The organism is uncultured Dechloromonas sp. (assembly GCF_945957265.1).
Taxonomy (GTDB): domain Bacteria; phylum Pseudomonadota; class Gammaproteobacteria; order Burkholderiales; family Rhodocyclaceae; genus Azonexus.
On the sequence record NZ_CAMFKO010000053.1, the window covers coordinates 1 to 17,453 of the forward strand.

Sequence of the window (17,453 nt, forward strand, 5' to 3'; positions counted from 1 at the left end):
ACGCCGGTATCCGTCCCGCGATCAACGCCGGTATCTCGGTGTCCCGCGTCGGTGGCGCTGCCCAGACCAAGCTGATCAAGAAGCTCGGTGGCGGTGTCCGTCTGGCCCTGGCCCAGTACCGCGAACTCGCCGCTTTCGCCCAGTTCGCTTCCGACCTCGACGAAGCGACCCGCAAGCAGCTGGAGCGTGGCCGTCTGGTTACCGAGCTGATGAAGCAGCCGCAGTACTCGCCGATGAGCATCTCCGAAATGGCTGTCACGCTGTACGCAGCTGACAAGGGCTACTTCGACGATGTCGAAGTCAAGCGTGCCCTGGAATGCGAAAAGGCCATGATCGGTTACCTGAAGACCAACTGTGCCGACCTCATGAAGACCATGGAGTCGACCGCTGATCTGAGCGCCGATTCCGAGAAGGCACTTGCTGCCGGCATCCAGGCTTTCAAGAGCAGCTGGGTCTGATCTAGGAGAACGCCATGCCTAGCGGCAAGGAAATTCGCAACAAGATCAAGAGCGTCGAAAACACGCGCAAGATCACCAAGGCCATGGAAATGGTGGCCGCATCCAAAATGCGCAAGGCGCAGGACCGGATGCGGGCTGCCCGTCCCTACGGCGAGAAGATCCGGCGCGTTGCAGGCAACCTGTCTCATGCTCTGACCGAGTACCGCCACCCGTTCCTGGTGAACCGCGAACAGACCTCCGTCGGTCTGGTCCTGGTCACCTCGGACAAGGGTCTGTGCGGCGGTCTGAACTCCAACCTTCTTCGCGTCGCTGTGGCGAAGATGAAGGAGTTCGACGCTCAGGGCAAGAAGCTGCAGGCGACCTGTATCGGCAACAAGGGTTTCGGCTTCATGCAGCGCTCCGGCGCCAAGATCGTCTCGCACGTGACCGGCCTGGGCGACACGCCCCATCTGGAAAAGCTGATCGGGCCGGTCAAGGTGCAGCTCGACGCCTACATGAAGGGCGAGATCGACGCGCTGTATATCGGCTACACCCGCTTCATCAACACGATGAAGCAGGAGCCGGTGTTCGAACAACTGCTCCCGCTGGCCGGCGACTCCGTCGGCAGTGCCTCGCACAAGTGGGACTATGTGTACGAACCGGAAGCCAAGTCGGTCATCGACGATCTGCTGATCCGCTATGTCGAAGCATTGATTTATCAGGCCGTCGCAGAAAACATGGCCTCCGAGCAATCCGCCCGGATGGTCGCCATGAAGTCTGCTTCGGACAACGCCAAGACCGTAATCGGCGATTTGAAGCTGGTTTACAACAAGGCCCGTCAGGCTGCGATTACCAAGGAACTCTCGGAAATCGTCAGCGGCGCCGCCGCGGTGTGACGCGTAGATTTTTATTTTTGGGGATTTGAATATGAGTCAAGGTTCAATCGTTCAGTGCATCGGCGCCGTTGTGGACATCCACTTCCCGCGCGACGCGATGCCGAAGGTCTACGACGCGCTCAAGCTGGATGCTTCCGAAGCAAACGGCATGGCTGAAGACGGCCTGACCTTCGAAGTGCAACAACAACTGGGTGACGGCGTCGTCCGCACCATCGCCATGGGTTCTTCCGACGGTCTGCGTCGCGGCATGAAGGTGAACAACACCGGCGCCGGCATCTCCGTGCCGGTCGGCATGGGCACCCTGGGCCGCATCATGGACGTTCTCGGTCGCCCGATCGACGAAGCCGGTCCGATCGACTCCACCGAGCTGCGCGTGATTCACCAGCCGGCTCCGAAGTTCGACGAACTGTCCTCCTCCGTCGACCTGCTCGAAACTGGCATCAAGGTTATCGACCTGATCTGCCCGTTCGCCAAGGGCGGCAAGGTCGGTCTGTTCGGCGGCGCCGGCGTCGGCAAGACCGTCAACATGATGGAACTGATCAACAACATCGCGAAGCAGCACTCCGGCCTGTCCGTGTTTGCTGGCGTGGGCGAGCGTACCCGCGAAGGTAACGACTTCTACCACGAAATGAAGGACTCCAACGTTCTCGACAAGGTCGCGATGGTGTTCGGTCAGATGAACGAGCCGCCGGGCAACCGTCTGCGCGTCGCGCTGACCGGCCTGACCATGGCCGAGCGTTTCCGTGACGACGGTCGTGACATCCTGTTCTTCGTCGACAACATCTACCGCTACACGCTGGCCGGTACCGAAGTGTCCGCGCTGCTCGGCCGTATGCCGTCCGCCGTGGGCTACCAGCCGACGCTGGCCGAAGAAATGGGCCGTCTGCAAGAGCGTATCACCTCGACCAAGGTTGGCTCGATCACCTCCATCCAGGCCGTTTACGTCCCTGCCGATGACTTGACCGACCCGTCCCCGGCCACCACCTTCCTGCACCTCGACTCCACGGTCGTGCTGTCGCGTGACATCGCCTCGCTGGGTATCTACCCGGCCGTCGATCCGCTCGACTCCACCTCCCGCCAGCTCGACCCGCAGATCGTGGGCGAAGAGCACTACGCCGTTGCCCGTGCCGTGCAGATGAACCTGCAGCGCTACAAGGAACTGCGCGACATCATCGCGATTCTGGGTATGGACGAACTGTCGCCGGAAGACAAGCTGGCCGTGTCCCGCGCCCGTAAGATTCAGCGCTTCCTGTCGCAGCCGTTCCACGTTGCCGAAGTCTTCACCGGCTCGCCGGGCAAGTTCGTTTCCCTCAAGGACACGATCAAGGGCTTCAAGGGCATTTGTGCTGGCGAATTCGATCACCTGCCGGAACAAGCGTTCTACATGGTCGGCGGTATCGAGGAAGTCATCGAAAAGGCCAAGACGCTGCAATAACGCAACGTCTAAAAGGAGCTAGTAATGGCTATGACTGTTCATTGTGATGTCGTCAGCGCTGAAGAATCGATCTTCTCCGGCCTGGTTGAAATCGCAGTATTCCCGGGTGAATCCGGGGAACTCGGCATCCTGCCGCGTCACACGCCGCTGCTGACCCGCATCAAGCCGGGCACCATTCGTCTGAAGGTGCCCGACCAGAGCGAGTTCGAGCTGGTGTACGTGTCCGGCGGCATGCTCGAGGTTCAGCCCGACATGATCACCGTGTTGGCTGATACCGCGATTCGCGCCCACGACCTCGACGAGGCCAAGGCACTCGACGCCAAGAAGCGTGCCGAGGAAGCGCTCGCCAATCGGAATGCCGAGATGGACTATGCGGCAGCCGAAGCGGAGCTGGCGCAAGCTGTCGCCCAGTTGCAAGCAATTCAGCGTCTGCGCAAGCACACGCACTGATCCGGAAACAACGGACAAAAAAGGCAGCCCAGGCTGCCTTTTTTATTGCCTCGGTTTTTATTGCCCGACTAAATGCGGGAGAGGCGTTTTTCCAGGCGCGCCACATCGTCGCGCAGCGCATTCACCGCATTGCCGAATGTCGAGAGATCGTCTTTTCCCGGCAAGAGGTCGGATTCCTCGACGGCATATTCGCGAACATTGGCCAGCGCGTTGCCAGCGCCCCGGCGCAAGCTGCCGGCAAGGGAACGTCCGATACGGACAAGGCGATGCGCGGGGATGTCGCCAATCAAGCCGGCCAGGTCGGCCTCGATATCCCATTCAAGATTGCGGAAGACAAATGCCAGGCTTTCCGCGACGTCGACGGAGCCTTCCAGCTTGACCGACGAAAACAGGTTGTCGCGATCGAGCAGCGCCCGGATGGGTACGTCCGGGGGCAGGGTCAGCCTTACATCGGGCTCATCGACGCCGGCCGCGAGATGAAACAAGCCGGCGTGATCCACGCCGAGCCGAACCGAGAAGATCGGTCCTGCCTGAATGAGCAGTTGCGCACCGGCATGCTTTCTCAGCCGGTCCTGAGCCCATGGCTCGCTGCCAATCAGGTGGTTCAAACCGCGAACCCCGAGTTGCTTGACGAAGTCCATGCCGGGCGAGCGCTTTAGAACTTGTAGCCGCGATGCAGGGCGACGACGCCGAGGGCGAGGTTGAAATACTCGACTTTTTCGAGACCGACGCTTTCCATCATGCGCTTCAGCTCTTCCTGGTTCGGATGCATGCGGATGGATTCGGAAAGGTAGCGGTAGCTGTCGGAGTCGTTGGTGACCAGCTTGCCGACGCGCGGAATGACCTGGAAGGAGTAGAAATCGTAGGCCGGCGCCAGCGGTTTCCAGATCTGCGAAAACTCGAGGACCAGCAAGCGGCCGCCCGGGCGCAGCACCCGGCGCATTTCGGCCAGGGCGAGATCCTTGTGGGTCATGTTGCGCAGACCGAAGGCCACGGTGACGCAATCGAACCAGTCGTCGGGGAAGGGGAGCTTTTCGGCGTCGCACTGGGCGACCGGGAGCATGTGCCCCTTGTCGAGCAGACGGTCCCGACCGTGGGCCAGCATCGCATTGTTGATGTCCGTCAGCCAGACCTGGCCGCTCTTCCCGACCTTCTTGGCAAAGGCCAGCGACAGGTCGCCGGTGCCGCCGGCGACATCGAGCACGCGCGAACCTTCGCGGACGCCGCTGCGCTGTATGGTGAACGCCTTCCACAGGCGGTGCATGCCCGCCGACATCAGGTCGTTCATCAAGTCGTAACGGCTGGCGACCGAGTCGAAGACATCGGCGACCCGACGGGCTTTTTCCTGCTCGGCGACGGTTTCGTAGCCGAAATGGGTTTTTTCGTTGCTCATGATTTCAGTGATGATGGCCGCAGCCGCCGCCCGAAGCGGGGCGCGAGGTGGTGTCGATATCGCGGGACAGGCCTTGCGCCTCGATCTGTTTCAGGTATTCCTGCCACAATTCGTCATGGTGCTTGCCCAGGTTGTAGAGCATGTCCCACGAATACAGCCCGCTGTCGTGTCCGTCGGAAAAGACCAGGCGCAGCGCATAGGTGCCCACCGGCTCGATGCGTTCGATGTCGACGTTGCGTTTGCCGGTCTGCAGGGTTTCCTGCCCCGGTCCGTGGCCGCGTGCCTCGGCGGAGGGCGTGTAAACGCGCAGGTATTCGAAGTCCAGCGCGTAGGCTTCGCCGCCTTCATAGATCAGCTCGAGGCGTCGGGATTTCTGGTGCAGCTTGATTTCGCTCGGTATCGGCGTATCGCGGTCTATACCCGCCATGGTGTCCTCCGGGAGTAAGGGCGATAGTTTAGCGCACTCACCCCCCGGAAGCGCGAAGATAGGTCAAAGTAGCTGGAAGCTGATGCGATCGAAATCGGTTCCGCGCTGCAGTATGTGGCTCATGCGCAGTTGCCCGGATGCCCCGCCGTCGACGAAGAAATCGAGTACCCGGCTGGCCTGGTACAAACCCGAGGGAAGAACGATCGACGCCTCGTCACCGATGGCGGGAACAGCCGGCAGCATGAAGGCCGGCACATAACGCTCGATGCTGCCTCCACCCTGGGTGGCCGGCCGGATACCGATGCCGGTCGGCATCCCGGGCAGGGTGGCGACCCCGACCACCAGGCCGCCCGACTCGTCCTGCATCAGCCAGCTTGCCTGCACCAGCAGGAAGTGATCCCCGTCGTGCGGGCGCAACACCATCAATTGCCCGTGCATGATCCGCTGCCCGGCGCAGCTGCGCGTCAGGCGAAAGCCGTTGGCCGAATGATTGATCACGTTCCATTCGTCTACCGGAAAGCTGATCAGCGGCCTGATGGCCAGCCCCTGCACCGGGTCGACCCGGTCGCGGAAGGTGAATAGCTGGTCGAATTCGCCGCGCGAATAGCTGGAGGCGGCATCCGGCTGCGTGAATTCCTTGCCGGTCAGACAGTAATGCATGGCGTCGAAGCCGACCGCCACATGGGCGATCCCCTCGGTCGCGAAACGACGGAAGCGGCGGGGCGATGCCGCCTGGCTCCATGGCCGCGCCAGATGCTCGAGCAGGGCGATCACATGCGCCGAGGTTTCCTCGCCCAGCCCCAGTTGCGACGGCGTTATCCGCTGCCTGAGCTGACTCAGCATGTGGGTAACCTGCAATGCCAGCCGCGACGTATCCAGGCGACGCGCATCCCTGGTCGGCTCCTCGTTATAGGCCGCCGGATGCAGCGGCACATCCTTCATCAGTTCGACGAGATAGGGCGGCACTTCCAGATCGTCGTCGAGCTTGTGGATGGAGACCAGCGGGGACCACATGCCGGCCCAGCGCCGGATCAGATTCAGGTTGCGAACGCCACTACTGTATGGGCTGGCGATCTCGATCAGCAGCAGCGTGGCGTACGCCGCCGCGCAATGCGTGGCTTGCAGGCTGCTCTCGAGAACATCCTCGACCGGGGTATAGGCGACGCCCCATTCCTCGGCGCTTGCGTAATAGCCGTGCATGTCGAGCCAGATGCCCGGCGGCAGCTCGCGCCGCGCGCGATAGTGCTCGAGGATGATCATCCCCGTGTAGTACAGGCAGCGATGCAGGATCGTCGCGACCAGGGTCACATATTGCGGATTCTGCGCATCCGGCCGTTCGAGGCGGGCACACAGCGCGTAGGCCTTGCCCATCTTGCGCCAGGCGGCGACCACCTGCTGGAAGTAGCTTTCCTCCTCGTTGCCCAGGGGCAGGGCGCGGTTGTGATAACGCCGCGCCATCTCTTCCTCGACAAAGCACAGCGGCGCACGCGCCTGCTCGAGCAGCGCGAGCAGGACGCCCGGGTCGGGCGGCGCAAGCAGCAGGCCGTCGAGAAAACGCATCAGCTGTCGTTCGCCCACCAGCGGGTTGGCCAAGGACAGCTGGGCAAGATAATCCGAACCGCTGCGCAGGTCGGTGATCGTCAGGGGAAGATCGCTCGCGGTCGTGCTCATGGTTATCGCCCCTCCTCCAGATCGCGCAAGGCGCGCGACAATGCGGCAGAAAGCTCGGCATCCCCGACGACGGCGCGCTGCACCGCGTTCTCGCGATGCACGCTGCCCCACACCGGCTCGGGAAAGTGACGGTCGTCCGCCCAGCGCGGGATGATGTGCCAGTGCAGGTGCGGGACGACGTTGCCGAAACTGGCCAGATTGATCTTGTCCGGGGAAAACAGCTGCCGAACCACGGTTTCGACGGCGAAAACCACCCGCATCAGATCATGCCGGGCGCGCTCCGGCAGGTCGGTCATCTCGCGCACGTGATCCGTCCAGATCACGCGGCAGAAGCCGGGATAGAACGGATCGCCGACCCGAACGACCCGACAGGCCCCGGATTGCCAGAGGAGCGTTCCTCCGGGTTGGACACAGAGTTCGCAGGCAGGGCTGGCGGCTTCCACGTTTTCGCACTCCGGGGACAATGGGATGTATACCGGAGTTTAATACCACGGGCCGCCGCCGCAAACGAAACAAGGATTTCACGGACGGCGGCCGAAAGCCGCGACGATCAGAGCAGGACGCGTTCGATACCGCCGTTGTTCGCCTTGCCGACGTAATCGGCCACCCAGTTCTCGCCGAGCAGGTGCTTGGCCATCTCGACCACGATGTAGTCGGCCTGGGTGCCGGCGTCGTCATCGTAGCGCGACAGGCCCTGCAGACAGGCCGGACAGGAGGTCAGGATCTTGACGTCGCCCTTGAAACCGTCGGCACGCAGTTTTTCGGCCTGCTGCTCGATATCCTGCTGCTTGCGGAATTTCACCTGCGTCGCGATATCCGGTCGCGAGTAGGCGAAGGAGCCGGAGTCGCCGCAGCAGCGGTCGGTCAGCGGGACTTCCTGGCCCATCAGCGACTTGGTCACGGCCAGCGGGTTGTAGGCCTTCATCGGCGTGTGGCAGGGGTCGTGGTACATGTAGCGGGTACCGGTCACGCCTTCCAGCTTGACGCCCTTTTCCATCAGGTACTCGTGGATGTCGAGCAGGCGGCAGCCCGGGAAGATCTTCTCGAACTGGTATTTCTGCAGCTGGTCCATACAAGTGCCGCAGGAAACGATCACCGTCTTGATGTCGAGATAGTTCAGCGTATTGGCCACGCGGTGGAACAGCACGCGGTTGTCGGTGGTGATCTTCTGGCCCTTCTCGTCGTCGCCGGCCGAGGTCTGCGGGTAGCCGCAGCACAGGTAGCCCGGCGGCAGCACCGTCGTGGCGCCGACTTCGTAGAGCATCGCCTGCGTCGCCAGGCCGACCTGGGAGAACAGCCGCTCCGAACCGCAGCCCGGGAAATAGAAGACGGCATCCGATTCCTCCGTCGTCTTCTTCGGATTGCGGATGACCGGGATGACCTTGTCGTCCTCGATGTCGAGCAGGCCCCGCGACGTGCGCTTGGGCAGGTTGCCCGGCATCGGCCGGTTGAGGAAGTGGATGACCTGGGTCTTGACCGTCGGTGCGCCGACCGTGGCCGGCGGGTGGGCGCGGCTGTCCTGGACCAGGCCGATGGCCTTGGCCGCCTTGTGGGCCAGACGCTGGGCCTTGAAGCCGAAATCCATCATGACGCCGCGCATCAGCTTGATGGTCGCCGGATCCTTCAGGTTCAGGTAGGTCATCGCCGCCAGCGTGCCGGGGCTGGTGCGCTTCTTGTTCTGCTTGCGCAGGAAGTTGCGCATGGCCACCGACACGTCGCCGAAGTCGATATCGACCGGGCAGGGCTTCACGCAGCGGTGGCAGATGGTGCAGTGGTCGGCGACGTCGTTGAACTCGTCGAAATGCTTCAGCGAAATGCCGCGCCGGGTCTGCTCTTCGTAGAGGAAGGCCTCGACCAGCAGCGAGGTGCCGAGAATCTTGTTGCGCGGGCTGTAGAGCAGGTTGGCGCGGGGCACGTGGGTCGAGCACACCGGCTTGCACTTGCCGCAGCGCAGGCAGTTCTTGACCATGTCCGAAATCTTGCCGATCTCGGACTGCTCCATGATCAGCGATTCGGTGCCGAGCAGGCTGAACGACGGGGTGTAGGCGTTGCCCATGTCGCCGCCGGGCATCAGCTTGCCCTTGTTGAAGCGGCCTTCCGGATCGACTTTCTGCTTGTAGGCGCGGAATGGGCCGATTTCCTCGTCGGACAGGAACTCCAGCTTGGTGATGCCGATGCCGTGCTCGCCGGAAATCACGCCGTCCAGGCCGCGGGCGATGTGCATGATGCGTTCGACGGCCTTGTGCGCCGTCTGCAGCATCTCGTAGTTGTCGGAGTTGACCGGAATGTTGGTATGCACGTTGCCGTCGCCGGCGTGCATGTGCAGGGCGACGAAGACGCGGCCGCGCAGCACTTCCTTGTGGATGCCTTCGATGCGCTCGATGATCGGGCGATACAGCGTGCCGTCGAAGATCTTCGACAGGCGCGCCTTCAGTTCCTGCTTCCACGAGGTGCGGACCGAGAAATCCTGCAGGCGGTGGAAGAGCACCGGGTTGGCCGCCTTGTTGGTCAGCTCGCCAGCCACCACGCCGTAGTCGGCGAACTGCGCTTCGGCCTCGGCCAGCGGCATGTCCAGGTTGGCCAGCAGCCAGGCCCAGCGGCGGCGCACGGAAGCGACATAATCCAGCGCGGCCTGCCGGCGGTCGCCGATCAGCACGCTCTTGTCGACATTGGCGTCGCCTTCGTGCAGCGGCAGTTCGCCCTGCAGGAATTCGCTCACGGCGTCGCACAGGGCCAGCTTGTTCTGCGTGGACAGCTCGATGTTGATGCGCTCGATACCGTCGCAGTATTCGCCCATGCGCGGCAGCGGAATCACCACGTCCTCGTTCACCTTGAAGGCGTTGGTGTGGCGCGAGATGGCGGCGGTGCGCGAGCGGTCGAGCCAGAATTTCTTGCGCGTCTCGGCATCGACGGCGATGAAACCTTCGGCGGCGCGCAGGTTGCACATGCGGACGACCTCGGAGGCAGCGGCCATCACCGCCTTTTCGTCGTGGCCGACGATGTCGCCGATGAGCACCATTTTCGGGCGGCCGTGGCGCTTGGCCTTGGTCGCATAACCGACGGCCTTGACGTAACGTTCGTCGAGGTGCTCGAGGCCGGCCAGTTGCACGCCGGCTGCGTGGCCGGCACCGCCCGGCTTGAAGTAATCGGTGATCTCGACGATGGCCGGCACCGCTTCGCGCACCTGGCCGAAGAATTCCAGGCAGACGGTGCGCGCCACCGGCGGCATCTTGTGCAGCACCCAGCGCGCCGCGACGATGATGCCGTCGGTGCCTTCCTTCTGCACGCCCGGCACGCCGCCGAGGAACTTGTCGGTAACGTCCTTGCCCAGCCCGACCTTGCGGCAGGCGGCGCCGGGCAGGCTCAGCACTTCTTCCTTGAGCAGCTTCTTGCCGCTCGGATCGAAGCGCTTCAAGCGGAACTCGACCAGCTCCTGCTCGTGGATCTTGCCGTAGTTGTGGTTCAGGCGTTCGACTTCCAGCCAGTTGCCGTCCGGGTCGACCATCTTCCACCAGGCCAGGTTGTCGAGCGCTGTGCCCCACAGCACGGCCTTCTTGCCGCCGGCGTTCATGGCGATGTTGCCGCCGATGCAGGAGGCCGAGGCGGAAGTCGGGTCGACGGCGAAGACGCGGCCGGCCAGCGAGGCGGCTTCGGAGACGCGGTCGGTGACGACGCCGGCGCCGGTGCGGATGGTGGCGTAGGGTTCGCTATGGCCGGGAAGAACGACGTTCTCGACCGGCCCGAGATCGATCAGCTTCTCGGTATTGATCACCGCCGAGTACGGCGTCAGCGGCACGGCGCCGCCGGTGTAGCCGGTGCCGCCGCCGCGCGGGATGATGGTCAGGCCGGCTTCGAAGCAGCCGCGCACGAGGTGGCCGATTTCCTCCTCGGTGTCCGGGTAGAGGACGACGAAGGGATATTCGACGCGCCAGTCGGTGGCGTCGGTGACGTGCGAGACGCGGGCCAGGCCGTCGAAGGCGATGTTGTCCTTGCGCGTGTGCTTGCCGAGGATCTTCTGCACCTTGCGGCGCAGGTCGTAGGTTTCGGAAAAACGGGCGGCGAAGCGGTCGACGGCAGCCTGCGCCGCCTCGACCAGGCGCTTGACCTTGGCCGAACGCTCGGGGTCTTCGCTCTCGCTCTCGGCACGGCGCTTCTCGACTTCCTTGAGGCGGTGGCGCAGGGCATTGACCAGCGCGTTGCGGCGCTCCTGGTTGTCGAGCAGGTCGTCTTCCAAATAGGGGTTGCGCTGCACCACCCAGATGTCGCCCAGGACCTCGTAGAGCATGCGGGCCGAACGGCCGGTGACGCGCTCGCCGCGCAATTCGTCGAGCACCGCCCAGTTGTCGGCGCCGAGCAGGCGGATGACGATTTCGCGGTCGGAAAACGAGGTGTAGTTGTAGGGGATTTCGCGCAGGCGGGCAGTCATGGAAGCAGCCGGGGTCTATCAAAAAGTGGATTTTACCGTATTGCGGCGCAACACGAGGGCCTGGTAGACCGACTCAGGCACTCAAAGGTTCAGCCTTCTCCCGACGACGCGCTTAACCAGCCGATGACCATTCTTTGCGCTTCTTTACACAGCACGGACCTACACTCGGCCATCCGAAATCCCCCGCACATCACCATGCGCCACCTACGCTTCCTGCCCTCGCGCCTCGTCATGCTGATCGGGGCAATCGCCCTGCTTGCCGCCTGCGCCTCGCCGTCCCCGCCGAAAGCCGGCGTTACCCTGGCTGTCGCCCAGATCGACCGGGGCGTCATGGTCTGGCTGCCGGACAACGTTCTTTTCGAATTCGGCAAGGCCGACATCGACGAGCGCGAGGCCGCCCCCTATCTCGACCGTATTGCCCAGCTCCTGAAGGACAAGACGAACCGCCCCGTGGTGCTCGAGGGACACTCCGACAGCGTCGGCAACGATACCGTCAATCTGGCGCTGTCCGAAAAGCGTGCCCAGAACGTACGCAACGCGCTGCTCGCCCGCGGCCTGCCGGCCGATCGCCTGACGGCCAGGGGCTACGGAAAAAGCCGCCCGCTGGCACCGAACGACACCGAACTGGGGCGCAAGCTCAATCGGCGCGTCGAGCTGATCGTTCTCGGCGAGACCGTCGAGCAGCTCAGCGCCGGAGAGCCGGTCAACGCCTTCGAAGCCGCATTCGACAAGCTGCGCCGCCAGCTCGAGCAGCCATCCGCCGCGGGGCAGAAATGAACGCCGCCCCCCGGGACAGCCGACGCCGCTTCATCAAGGGCAGCCTGGCCCTGCCTCTGCTCGCCGGCCTGCCGGCAGCGCAGGGGGCCGGCGTCGCCGCGAACGAGGGCGAGGGCGGCAAGACCCGCCTGGGCTTCGTGCTCGGCGGCGGATCGGCCCGCGGGTTTGCCCATATCGGCGTCATCAAGGCCATGGATGCCGCCGGAATCCGCCCGGACCTCATCGTCGGGAGCAGCGCCGGCAGCCTGATCGGCGTGTTCTGGGCGGCCGGATACACCGGCGCCCAGATGGAAGAACTGGCATTGCGGGTGAAGGACGAGGAAATCATCGACCTGATCGCCGGCAACAACCAACGCGGCATGGTCAGCGGCCGCAACCTCCAGGAATTCGTCAATCGCAACCTGCAGAACCGCAGCATCGAGTCCCTGCCGCGACGCTTCGTCGCCGTCGCAACGCAATTCCCAAGCGGCGAGATCACCGGTTTCAGTCGGGGCGATGCCGGTTTCGCCGTGCGCGCATCGTGTTCCATTCCCGGCATTTTCATTCCGGCGAGCGATGGCAGCCGGGAATACCTCGATGGCGGGCTGGTCAGCCCGATTCCCGTGCAGACGGCGCGCAAGTCCGGGGCCGAAATCGTGGCCGCCGTCGATATCGGCGCCCCGGATGCCACGCCCGGCGCCGGGCTCTATGGGCTGCTCCTGCGCTCCTTCGAAATCATGAGCCAGTCGTTGCGCGCCCATGAAGTCACCCAGGCCGATTTTCTGATCCGTCCCAACGTCGCCCAGGTGGCCAGTACCGACTTCAGTGCCCGCAAGGCGCTGATTGCCGCCGGATTCCAGGCCGGCAGCCGGCTGGCGCCGCTGATCAGGGAGCGCCTGGCACGCCCGGCGTCGGCGAAAAGCAAAACCTGATCAGATGGCGGCGGCGATCAGCCCATAGCGGGCAAACTTGCCGGCCGCCATGAACAGGCAGCAGGGCAGCCAGTGCAGGCGCAGCCAGCCGGCGGCGACGCACAGCGCATCGCCGATCAGCGGCGCCCAGGCGAGCAGCAGGACCGGGCTGCCCCAGCGCTCGACCTTGTCCTTGTGCGGCAGGTTTTCCAGCCTTTGCCAGCGCGGCAGGAAACGGCCGCACCACCACGAGGTCATGCCGCCCGCCGTATTGCCCAGCGTGACCAGCGCCAGGGCCGGACCGACTTCCCCCGGATGAAGCTTCAGGAAGCCCCAGAGCAGGGCCTCGGAACCGCCGGGCAGCACGGTCGCCGACAGGAAACTGGCGGCCAGCAGACCCCACAACCCGCTTTCCGCCGTGACGTTTAGCCACTCCACCCGTAGAATCCCCCTTTTGCCTGAATGAGTTGCGCCCAATGCACCCGGATTATCTCGAAAAAGTTCTCAATGCACAGGTTTATGACGTGGCCGTCGAAACGCCGCTCGACCTGGCCGGCAACCTTTCCGCCCGGGTCGGCAACAAGATTCTGCTCAAGCGAGAGGACATGCAGCCGGTGTTCTCGTTCAAGCTGCGCGGCGCCTACAACAAGATCGCCAGCCTGTCGGCCGAGAAGCTGAAGCGCGGCGTCATCTGCGCCTCGGCCGGCAACCACGCCCAGGGCGTCGCCCTGTCGGCGGCCAGGCTGGGCTGCCGGGCGGTGATCGTGATGCCGGAATCGACGCCGGACATCAAGGTCGATGCCGTCAAGCGGCGCGGCGGCGAGGTGGTACTCGCCGGCTCGTCCTACGACGACGCCTACGCCAAGGCGCTGGAGCTGGAAAAAGCCGAGAAGCTGACCTTCGTGCACCCCTTCGACGATCCGGAAGTGATCGCCGGGCAGGGCACCGTGGCGATGGAAATCCTGCGCCAGCACTCGCGCCACAACGGGCCGATCCACGCCGTGTTCTGCGCCATCGGCGGCGGCGGCCTGGCGGCCGGGGTGGCCGCCTACATCAAGCGCCTGCGCCCCGAGGTCAAGGTCATCGGCGTCGAGACCTTCGACGCCGATGCGATGAAGCAGTCGCTGGCCGCCGGCAAGCGACTGCGCCTCAACCAGGTCGGGCTGTTCGCCGACGGCACCGCCGTCAAGTTCGTCGGCGAGGAAACCTTCCGCCTGTGCAAGGAATACCTCGACGAGGTGATCCTGGTCGATACCGACGCCATCTGCGCGGCGATCAAGGACGTTTTCGAGGATACCCGCTCCATCCTCGAGCCCTCCGGCGCGCTGGCCGTCGCCGGTGCCAAGGAATACGCCCGTCAGCACAAGCTCAAGGACAAGAATCTGGTCGCCGTGACCTCCGGCGCCAACATGAACTTCGACCGCCTGCGCTTCGTCTCCGAGCGCGCCGAATTCGGCGAGCGGCGCGAGGCGGTCTTCGCCGTGACGCTGCCGGAGAAGCCGGGCGCCTACAAGAAATTCCTGACCCTGATTGGCAACCGCAACGTCACCGAGTTCAACTACCGCTACCACACCGACCGCGAGGCGCACGTCTATGTCGGCGTCCAGGTCGCCGATCGCAAGGAATCGCTGAAGCTGGTGGACAACCTGCAGAAGCACGGCTACCCGACGCTCGACCTGACCGAGGACGAGATGGCGAAGAACCACGTTCGCCACATGGTCGGCGGCCATGCCCCGGCGGTCTGCGAAAAAGGCATGCGGGAACTGATCTACCGCTTCGAGTTTCCCGAGCGGCCGGGCGCGCTGATGAACTTCCTGACCCAGATGAGCGCCGGCTGGAACATCAGCCTGTTCCATTACCGCAATCACGGCGCCGACTACGGCCGCGTGCTGGTCGGCATCCAGGTGCCGCCGAAGGAGATGACCGAATTCAAGGCCTTCCTGAAGCACCTCGGCTACGCCCATTGGGACGAGAGCGAGAACCCGGCCTACAAGCTCTTTCTCGGCTGAACCGCCGGATGCTCACGCCAAGGCCTGCACCAGCATCCCAGCCGTAATCATCGCCAGCACGCCAGGTGTCAGCTGGGCGACGAGCAGGGCGAAGATCCCCGGGCAGGTCAGGACCATTCAGCCGAAATACTCGACGCAGAAATCTTCCGCCGCCTGCTGGCGCTGAATCGGGAACGGGCGGCCGCGTCGACGACCTGATGCATTTCAGACGTTGGCTGATTTGATGGCAGGGTGGATAAAGCCCTCAGCTTCCAGCGCGTGAATGACATTGCGCAGCAAGTAGCTGTTGGTGAAGCTTATGGTGTAGGTTCTGCTGCCTTCGGCAATCGGGCGGATCATGTGCTGGTTGATCAGTTTGGTGATCAGATAGGTACGTTGTCGCTGGGTCAGCGCGGGTAGTACGACATCAACGTCAGCAGCGCGGAAGACGCCTTTGGCGATGGCCATCGTTAATACAGCTTCTTCCTGCTCGGTAAATTGCCGGCGCGATTTGCCGTAGGCCAGTGCTGGGCGGAGGATTTTTTCCTGCAGATAGCTGTACTGGGTGATGCGGTCGACTTTTTCGAGTTCGTTCCGGATGCCGCCCAGGACGTAGAGACACCATTTTTCCAACCCTTCGTCGGTGCCGGCGTCGGCTTCGGAGAGCATGGCGTAGTAGGCATTACGGTCGTTGCAGAAGACAGCGGTGGGGTTGAGAACGCGGCCGCCGGCCTGGACGTTAAAACCGTATTTGATGAGCATGGCGTAGCTCAGCAGGCGGACTGTTCGGCCATTGCCGTTGCCGAACGGGTGTATCCAGCAAAAACGATGGTGCACGATGGCCATCTTGAGCAGGTCGTACTTGGGTGGATCGTCGCGATTGATGAAATCGGCGAGTTCCTGCATCAGCATGGGGACCAGTGCGGCATCGGGAGGCAAGTGGTCGGCACCGCCGATTTGCACGTTGCCGGCTCGATATTGCCCCGGCGTGCTGTCGCCTTCGCGAATCAGCCCGCGCACAGTTAGCTGATGGAGTTCGCGAATAAAGATTTCGGAGATATGGCCGCTCGCCTGAATGGCCTCTTCGACGTAATCCATCGCCCCCTCGATATTTGTGACCTCTTGAATTTGGTCACTGGGCGTCGCGGGCGACTCGATTTTGCTTTCGATGTAATCGGCCAGGGTAGTGTGGTTGCCTTCGATCCTCGCCGACCCAAGGCTTTCCAGCATATGGAAGATGTCTTTCAACTGGTGAAAGACAGCGGCAGGGGTGTCGCCAGCAAGTCTCAAGCGCCGGAGATGATCCAGCGCGATAACGATATCCGTTAGCGGGGAGTCAAAGCTGGGCGAAATAATGCGGAGTTTGGAGTCGACAAAGCGCGGCGACATGTAATTACAAAACACAGAAGTTAGTTATACACATTTTGTTTAATTAACCGTTGTATTGCAATGTATTTTTATTTATACCATGTCGAATCATCTACAAAATAAGTGCGACTAAATTACAAAATTACTTGGCAGGAAAAGACAAATTCACCCTACACCGAGGAAGCCGGAACAGCACGCGCCGCCCGGCCCCGGTCATGCGCAGGGTGTGATGGACCACCACCTCGCCGAGGTGCGGCCAGCCGAGATCGAACATCCCGCCCAGGTTGCGGAAGGGCATCAGGATGCCGGCCGGCGTCTTGGTGGCGACCGGAATGTTGATCCGTCCATCCATGCACTTGAACACGGCAATGGCCGTCGGGTGCTCGGCCAGATAGCGCTGGCGTCCCAGCCAGGCCTCCGGGCTGCGAAACGTTTCGCCATGCCGGCGTGCAAGATCGAAGAGCCAGTCGATGCGCCGGCCGATGGGCTGGTTGTGGATATCGTTCATGTCCCCTCCGATGGCGCATCCCGGCGTCGCGGATTGTGATTTTCCGGTATCGCCCTAGCCGGAGCGTCCGTTTTTGCCTTTGTACCGTCGACAGCCGGCCACATAAATTTCCTTTGGTTATATTCATGTAAATAATCATTCTTTCTGGAAATAAGCAGGCCTGACTAGACTTCAGTCATACGGAATTTTTATTGATCGATTGGAGTCCCTCATGCGCAAGACCGCCCTGTTATCGGCCCTGACATTTGCCGTCGGCATCGGTGCCGCCGTCGCCCAGACCACGCTGCTCAACGTCTCCTACGACCCGACCCGCGAGTTGTACAAGGACTTCAATGCCGCCTTTGCCAAGCAGTGGCAGGGCAAGACCGGCCAGAACGTGCAGGTCCGCCAGTCGCACGGCGGTTCCGGCAAGCAGGCCCGCTCGGTGGCCGACGGCCTGGAAGCCGACGTCGTGACCCTGGCGCTGGGCTACGACATCGACGCCCTGGCCGACAGGAAGCTGATCCCGGCCGACTGGCAGAAGCGCTTCCCGAACAATTCCTCGCCCTACACCTCGACAGTCGTCTTCCTCGTCCGCAAGGGCAACCCCAAGGCCATCAAGGACTGGAACGACCTGGCCAGGCCGGGCATCGGCGTCATCACCCCCAACCCGAAGACCTCCGGCGGCGCCCGCTGGAACTACCTGGCGGCCTGGGCCTGGGCGCTCAAGCAGCCGGGCGGCAACGAGCAGAAGGCGAGGGAACTGGTCAGCGCCATCTTCAAGAACGTGCCGGTGCTCGATTCCGGC

At 63.1% G+C, this 17,453-nt stretch carries 16 protein-coding genes and 1 pseudogene; 8 read left to right on the plus strand and 9 right to left on the minus strand.

Annotated elements, in window-relative coordinates; all coding sequences use genetic code 11:
- The 4 genes and pseudogenes from Q0P59_RS18825 to Q0P59_RS18840 form a co-directional block, all read left to right on the plus strand.
- A pseudogene (locus Q0P59_RS18825) lies at window positions 1–458 on the plus strand (F0F1 ATP synthase subunit alpha); the annotation flags it as partial.
- A 14-nt stretch (window positions 459–472) separates the two neighbouring features.
- Window positions 473–1,333: a F0F1 ATP synthase subunit gamma gene (atpG, locus tag Q0P59_RS18830; RefSeq protein ID WP_295009265.1), complete on the plus strand. Its 861-nt coding sequence runs from the start codon at window positions 473–475 to the stop codon at window positions 1,331–1,333.
- A gap of 31 nt (window positions 1,334–1,364) precedes the next feature.
- Window positions 1,365–2,768: a F0F1 ATP synthase subunit beta gene (gene atpD / locus Q0P59_RS18835; RefSeq protein WP_295009267.1), complete on the plus strand. Its 1,404-nt coding sequence runs from the start codon at window positions 1,365–1,367 to the stop codon at window positions 2,766–2,768.
- A gap of 24 nt (window positions 2,769–2,792) precedes the next feature.
- The gene (locus tag Q0P59_RS18840; protein WP_295009269.1) at window positions 2,793–3,218 is read left to right on the plus strand and encodes a F0F1 ATP synthase subunit epsilon; all 426 of its coding nucleotides are present in this window, start codon (window positions 2,793–2,795) and stop codon (window positions 3,216–3,218) included.
- A gap of 68 nt (window positions 3,219–3,286) precedes the next feature.
- Here the strand turns inward: Q0P59_RS18840 and Q0P59_RS18845 are convergent, their stop codons facing one another.
- The 6 genes from Q0P59_RS18845 to Q0P59_RS18870 all read right to left on the minus strand — a co-directional run bounded on the left by Q0P59_RS18845 (window position 3,287) and on the right by Q0P59_RS18870 (window position 11,135).
- Window positions 3,287–3,859 (minus strand): hypothetical protein, encoded by a 573-nt coding sequence (locus Q0P59_RS18845; protein ID WP_295009271.1) that lies wholly within the window; start codon window positions 3,857–3,859, stop codon window positions 3,287–3,289.
- A 14-nt stretch (window positions 3,860–3,873) separates the two neighbouring features.
- Window positions 3,874–4,611: a bifunctional demethylmenaquinone methyltransferase/2-methoxy-6-polyprenyl-1,4-benzoquinol methylase UbiE gene (gene ubiE, locus Q0P59_RS18850; RefSeq protein WP_366091130.1), complete on the minus strand. Its 738-nt coding sequence runs from the start codon at window positions 4,609–4,611 to the stop codon at window positions 3,874–3,876.
- Window positions 4,612–4,615: 4 nt separating this feature from the next.
- Window positions 4,616–5,038 (minus strand): DUF971 domain-containing protein, encoded by a 423-nt coding sequence (locus Q0P59_RS18855; RefSeq protein ID WP_295009273.1) that lies wholly within the window; start codon window positions 5,036–5,038, stop codon window positions 4,616–4,618.
- Window positions 5,039–5,101: 63 nt separating this feature from the next.
- Complete coding sequence (locus tag Q0P59_RS18860; protein WP_295009275.1) at window positions 5,102–6,709, minus strand: hypothetical protein; 1,608 nt, start codon at window positions 6,707–6,709, stop codon at window positions 5,102–5,104.
- A gap of 2 nt (window positions 6,710–6,711) precedes the next feature.
- Window positions 6,712–7,152, minus strand: coding sequence for an HIT family protein (locus tag Q0P59_RS18865; protein WP_295009277.1), 441 nt, complete (start codon window positions 7,150–7,152; stop codon window positions 6,712–6,714).
- 107 nt (window positions 7,153–7,259) lie between these two features.
- Window positions 7,260–11,135: a DUF3683 domain-containing protein gene (locus Q0P59_RS18870; RefSeq protein ID WP_295009279.1), complete on the minus strand. Its 3,876-nt coding sequence runs from the start codon at window positions 11,133–11,135 to the stop codon at window positions 7,260–7,262.
- A gap of 195 nt (window positions 11,136–11,330) precedes the next feature.
- Here Q0P59_RS18870 and Q0P59_RS18875 point away from each other — a divergent pair, with 195 nt between their 5' ends.
- The gene (locus Q0P59_RS18875) at window positions 11,331–11,912 is read left to right on the plus strand and encodes an OmpA family protein (RefSeq protein WP_295009281.1); all 582 of its coding nucleotides are present in this window, start codon (window positions 11,331–11,333) and stop codon (window positions 11,910–11,912) included.
- A complete protein-coding gene (locus Q0P59_RS18880) occupies window positions 11,909–12,823 on the plus strand; it encodes a patatin-like phospholipase family protein (RefSeq protein ID WP_295009283.1) in 915 nt (304 codons plus the stop codon). The genes Q0P59_RS18875 and Q0P59_RS18880 overlap by 4 nt, the downstream gene beginning before the upstream one ends.
- Here the strand turns inward: Q0P59_RS18880 and Q0P59_RS18885 are convergent, their stop codons facing one another.
- The gene (locus Q0P59_RS18885; RefSeq protein ID WP_295009285.1) at window positions 12,824–13,240 is read right to left on the minus strand and encodes a YqaA family protein; all 417 of its coding nucleotides are present in this window, start codon (window positions 13,238–13,240) and stop codon (window positions 12,824–12,826) included.
- A gap of 38 nt (window positions 13,241–13,278) precedes the next feature.
- Between Q0P59_RS18885 and ilvA the strand changes: the two genes are divergently transcribed.
- Window positions 13,279–14,811 carry a threonine ammonia-lyase, biosynthetic gene (gene ilvA / locus Q0P59_RS18890; RefSeq protein ID WP_295009287.1) on the plus strand — a complete coding sequence of 511 codons (1,533 nt, stop codon included), beginning with the start codon at window positions 13,279–13,281 and terminating at the stop codon, window positions 14,809–14,811.
- 204 nt (window positions 14,812–15,015) lie between these two features.
- Here the strand turns inward: ilvA and Q0P59_RS18895 are convergent, their stop codons facing one another.
- Window positions 15,016–16,179, minus strand: coding sequence for a Fic family protein (locus Q0P59_RS18895; RefSeq protein WP_295009289.1), 1,164 nt, complete (start codon window positions 16,177–16,179; stop codon window positions 15,016–15,018).
- 121 nt (window positions 16,180–16,300) lie between these two features.
- A complete protein-coding gene (locus tag Q0P59_RS18900; protein WP_295009291.1) occupies window positions 16,301–16,666 on the minus strand; it encodes a hypothetical protein in 366 nt (121 codons plus the stop codon).
- A 211-nt stretch (window positions 16,667–16,877) separates the two neighbouring features.
- Between Q0P59_RS18900 and Q0P59_RS18905 the strand changes: the two genes are divergently transcribed.
- Window positions 16,878–17,453 (plus strand): sulfate ABC transporter substrate-binding protein (locus Q0P59_RS18905; protein WP_295009293.1); only part of this gene is annotated, 576 nt, incomplete at its 3' end.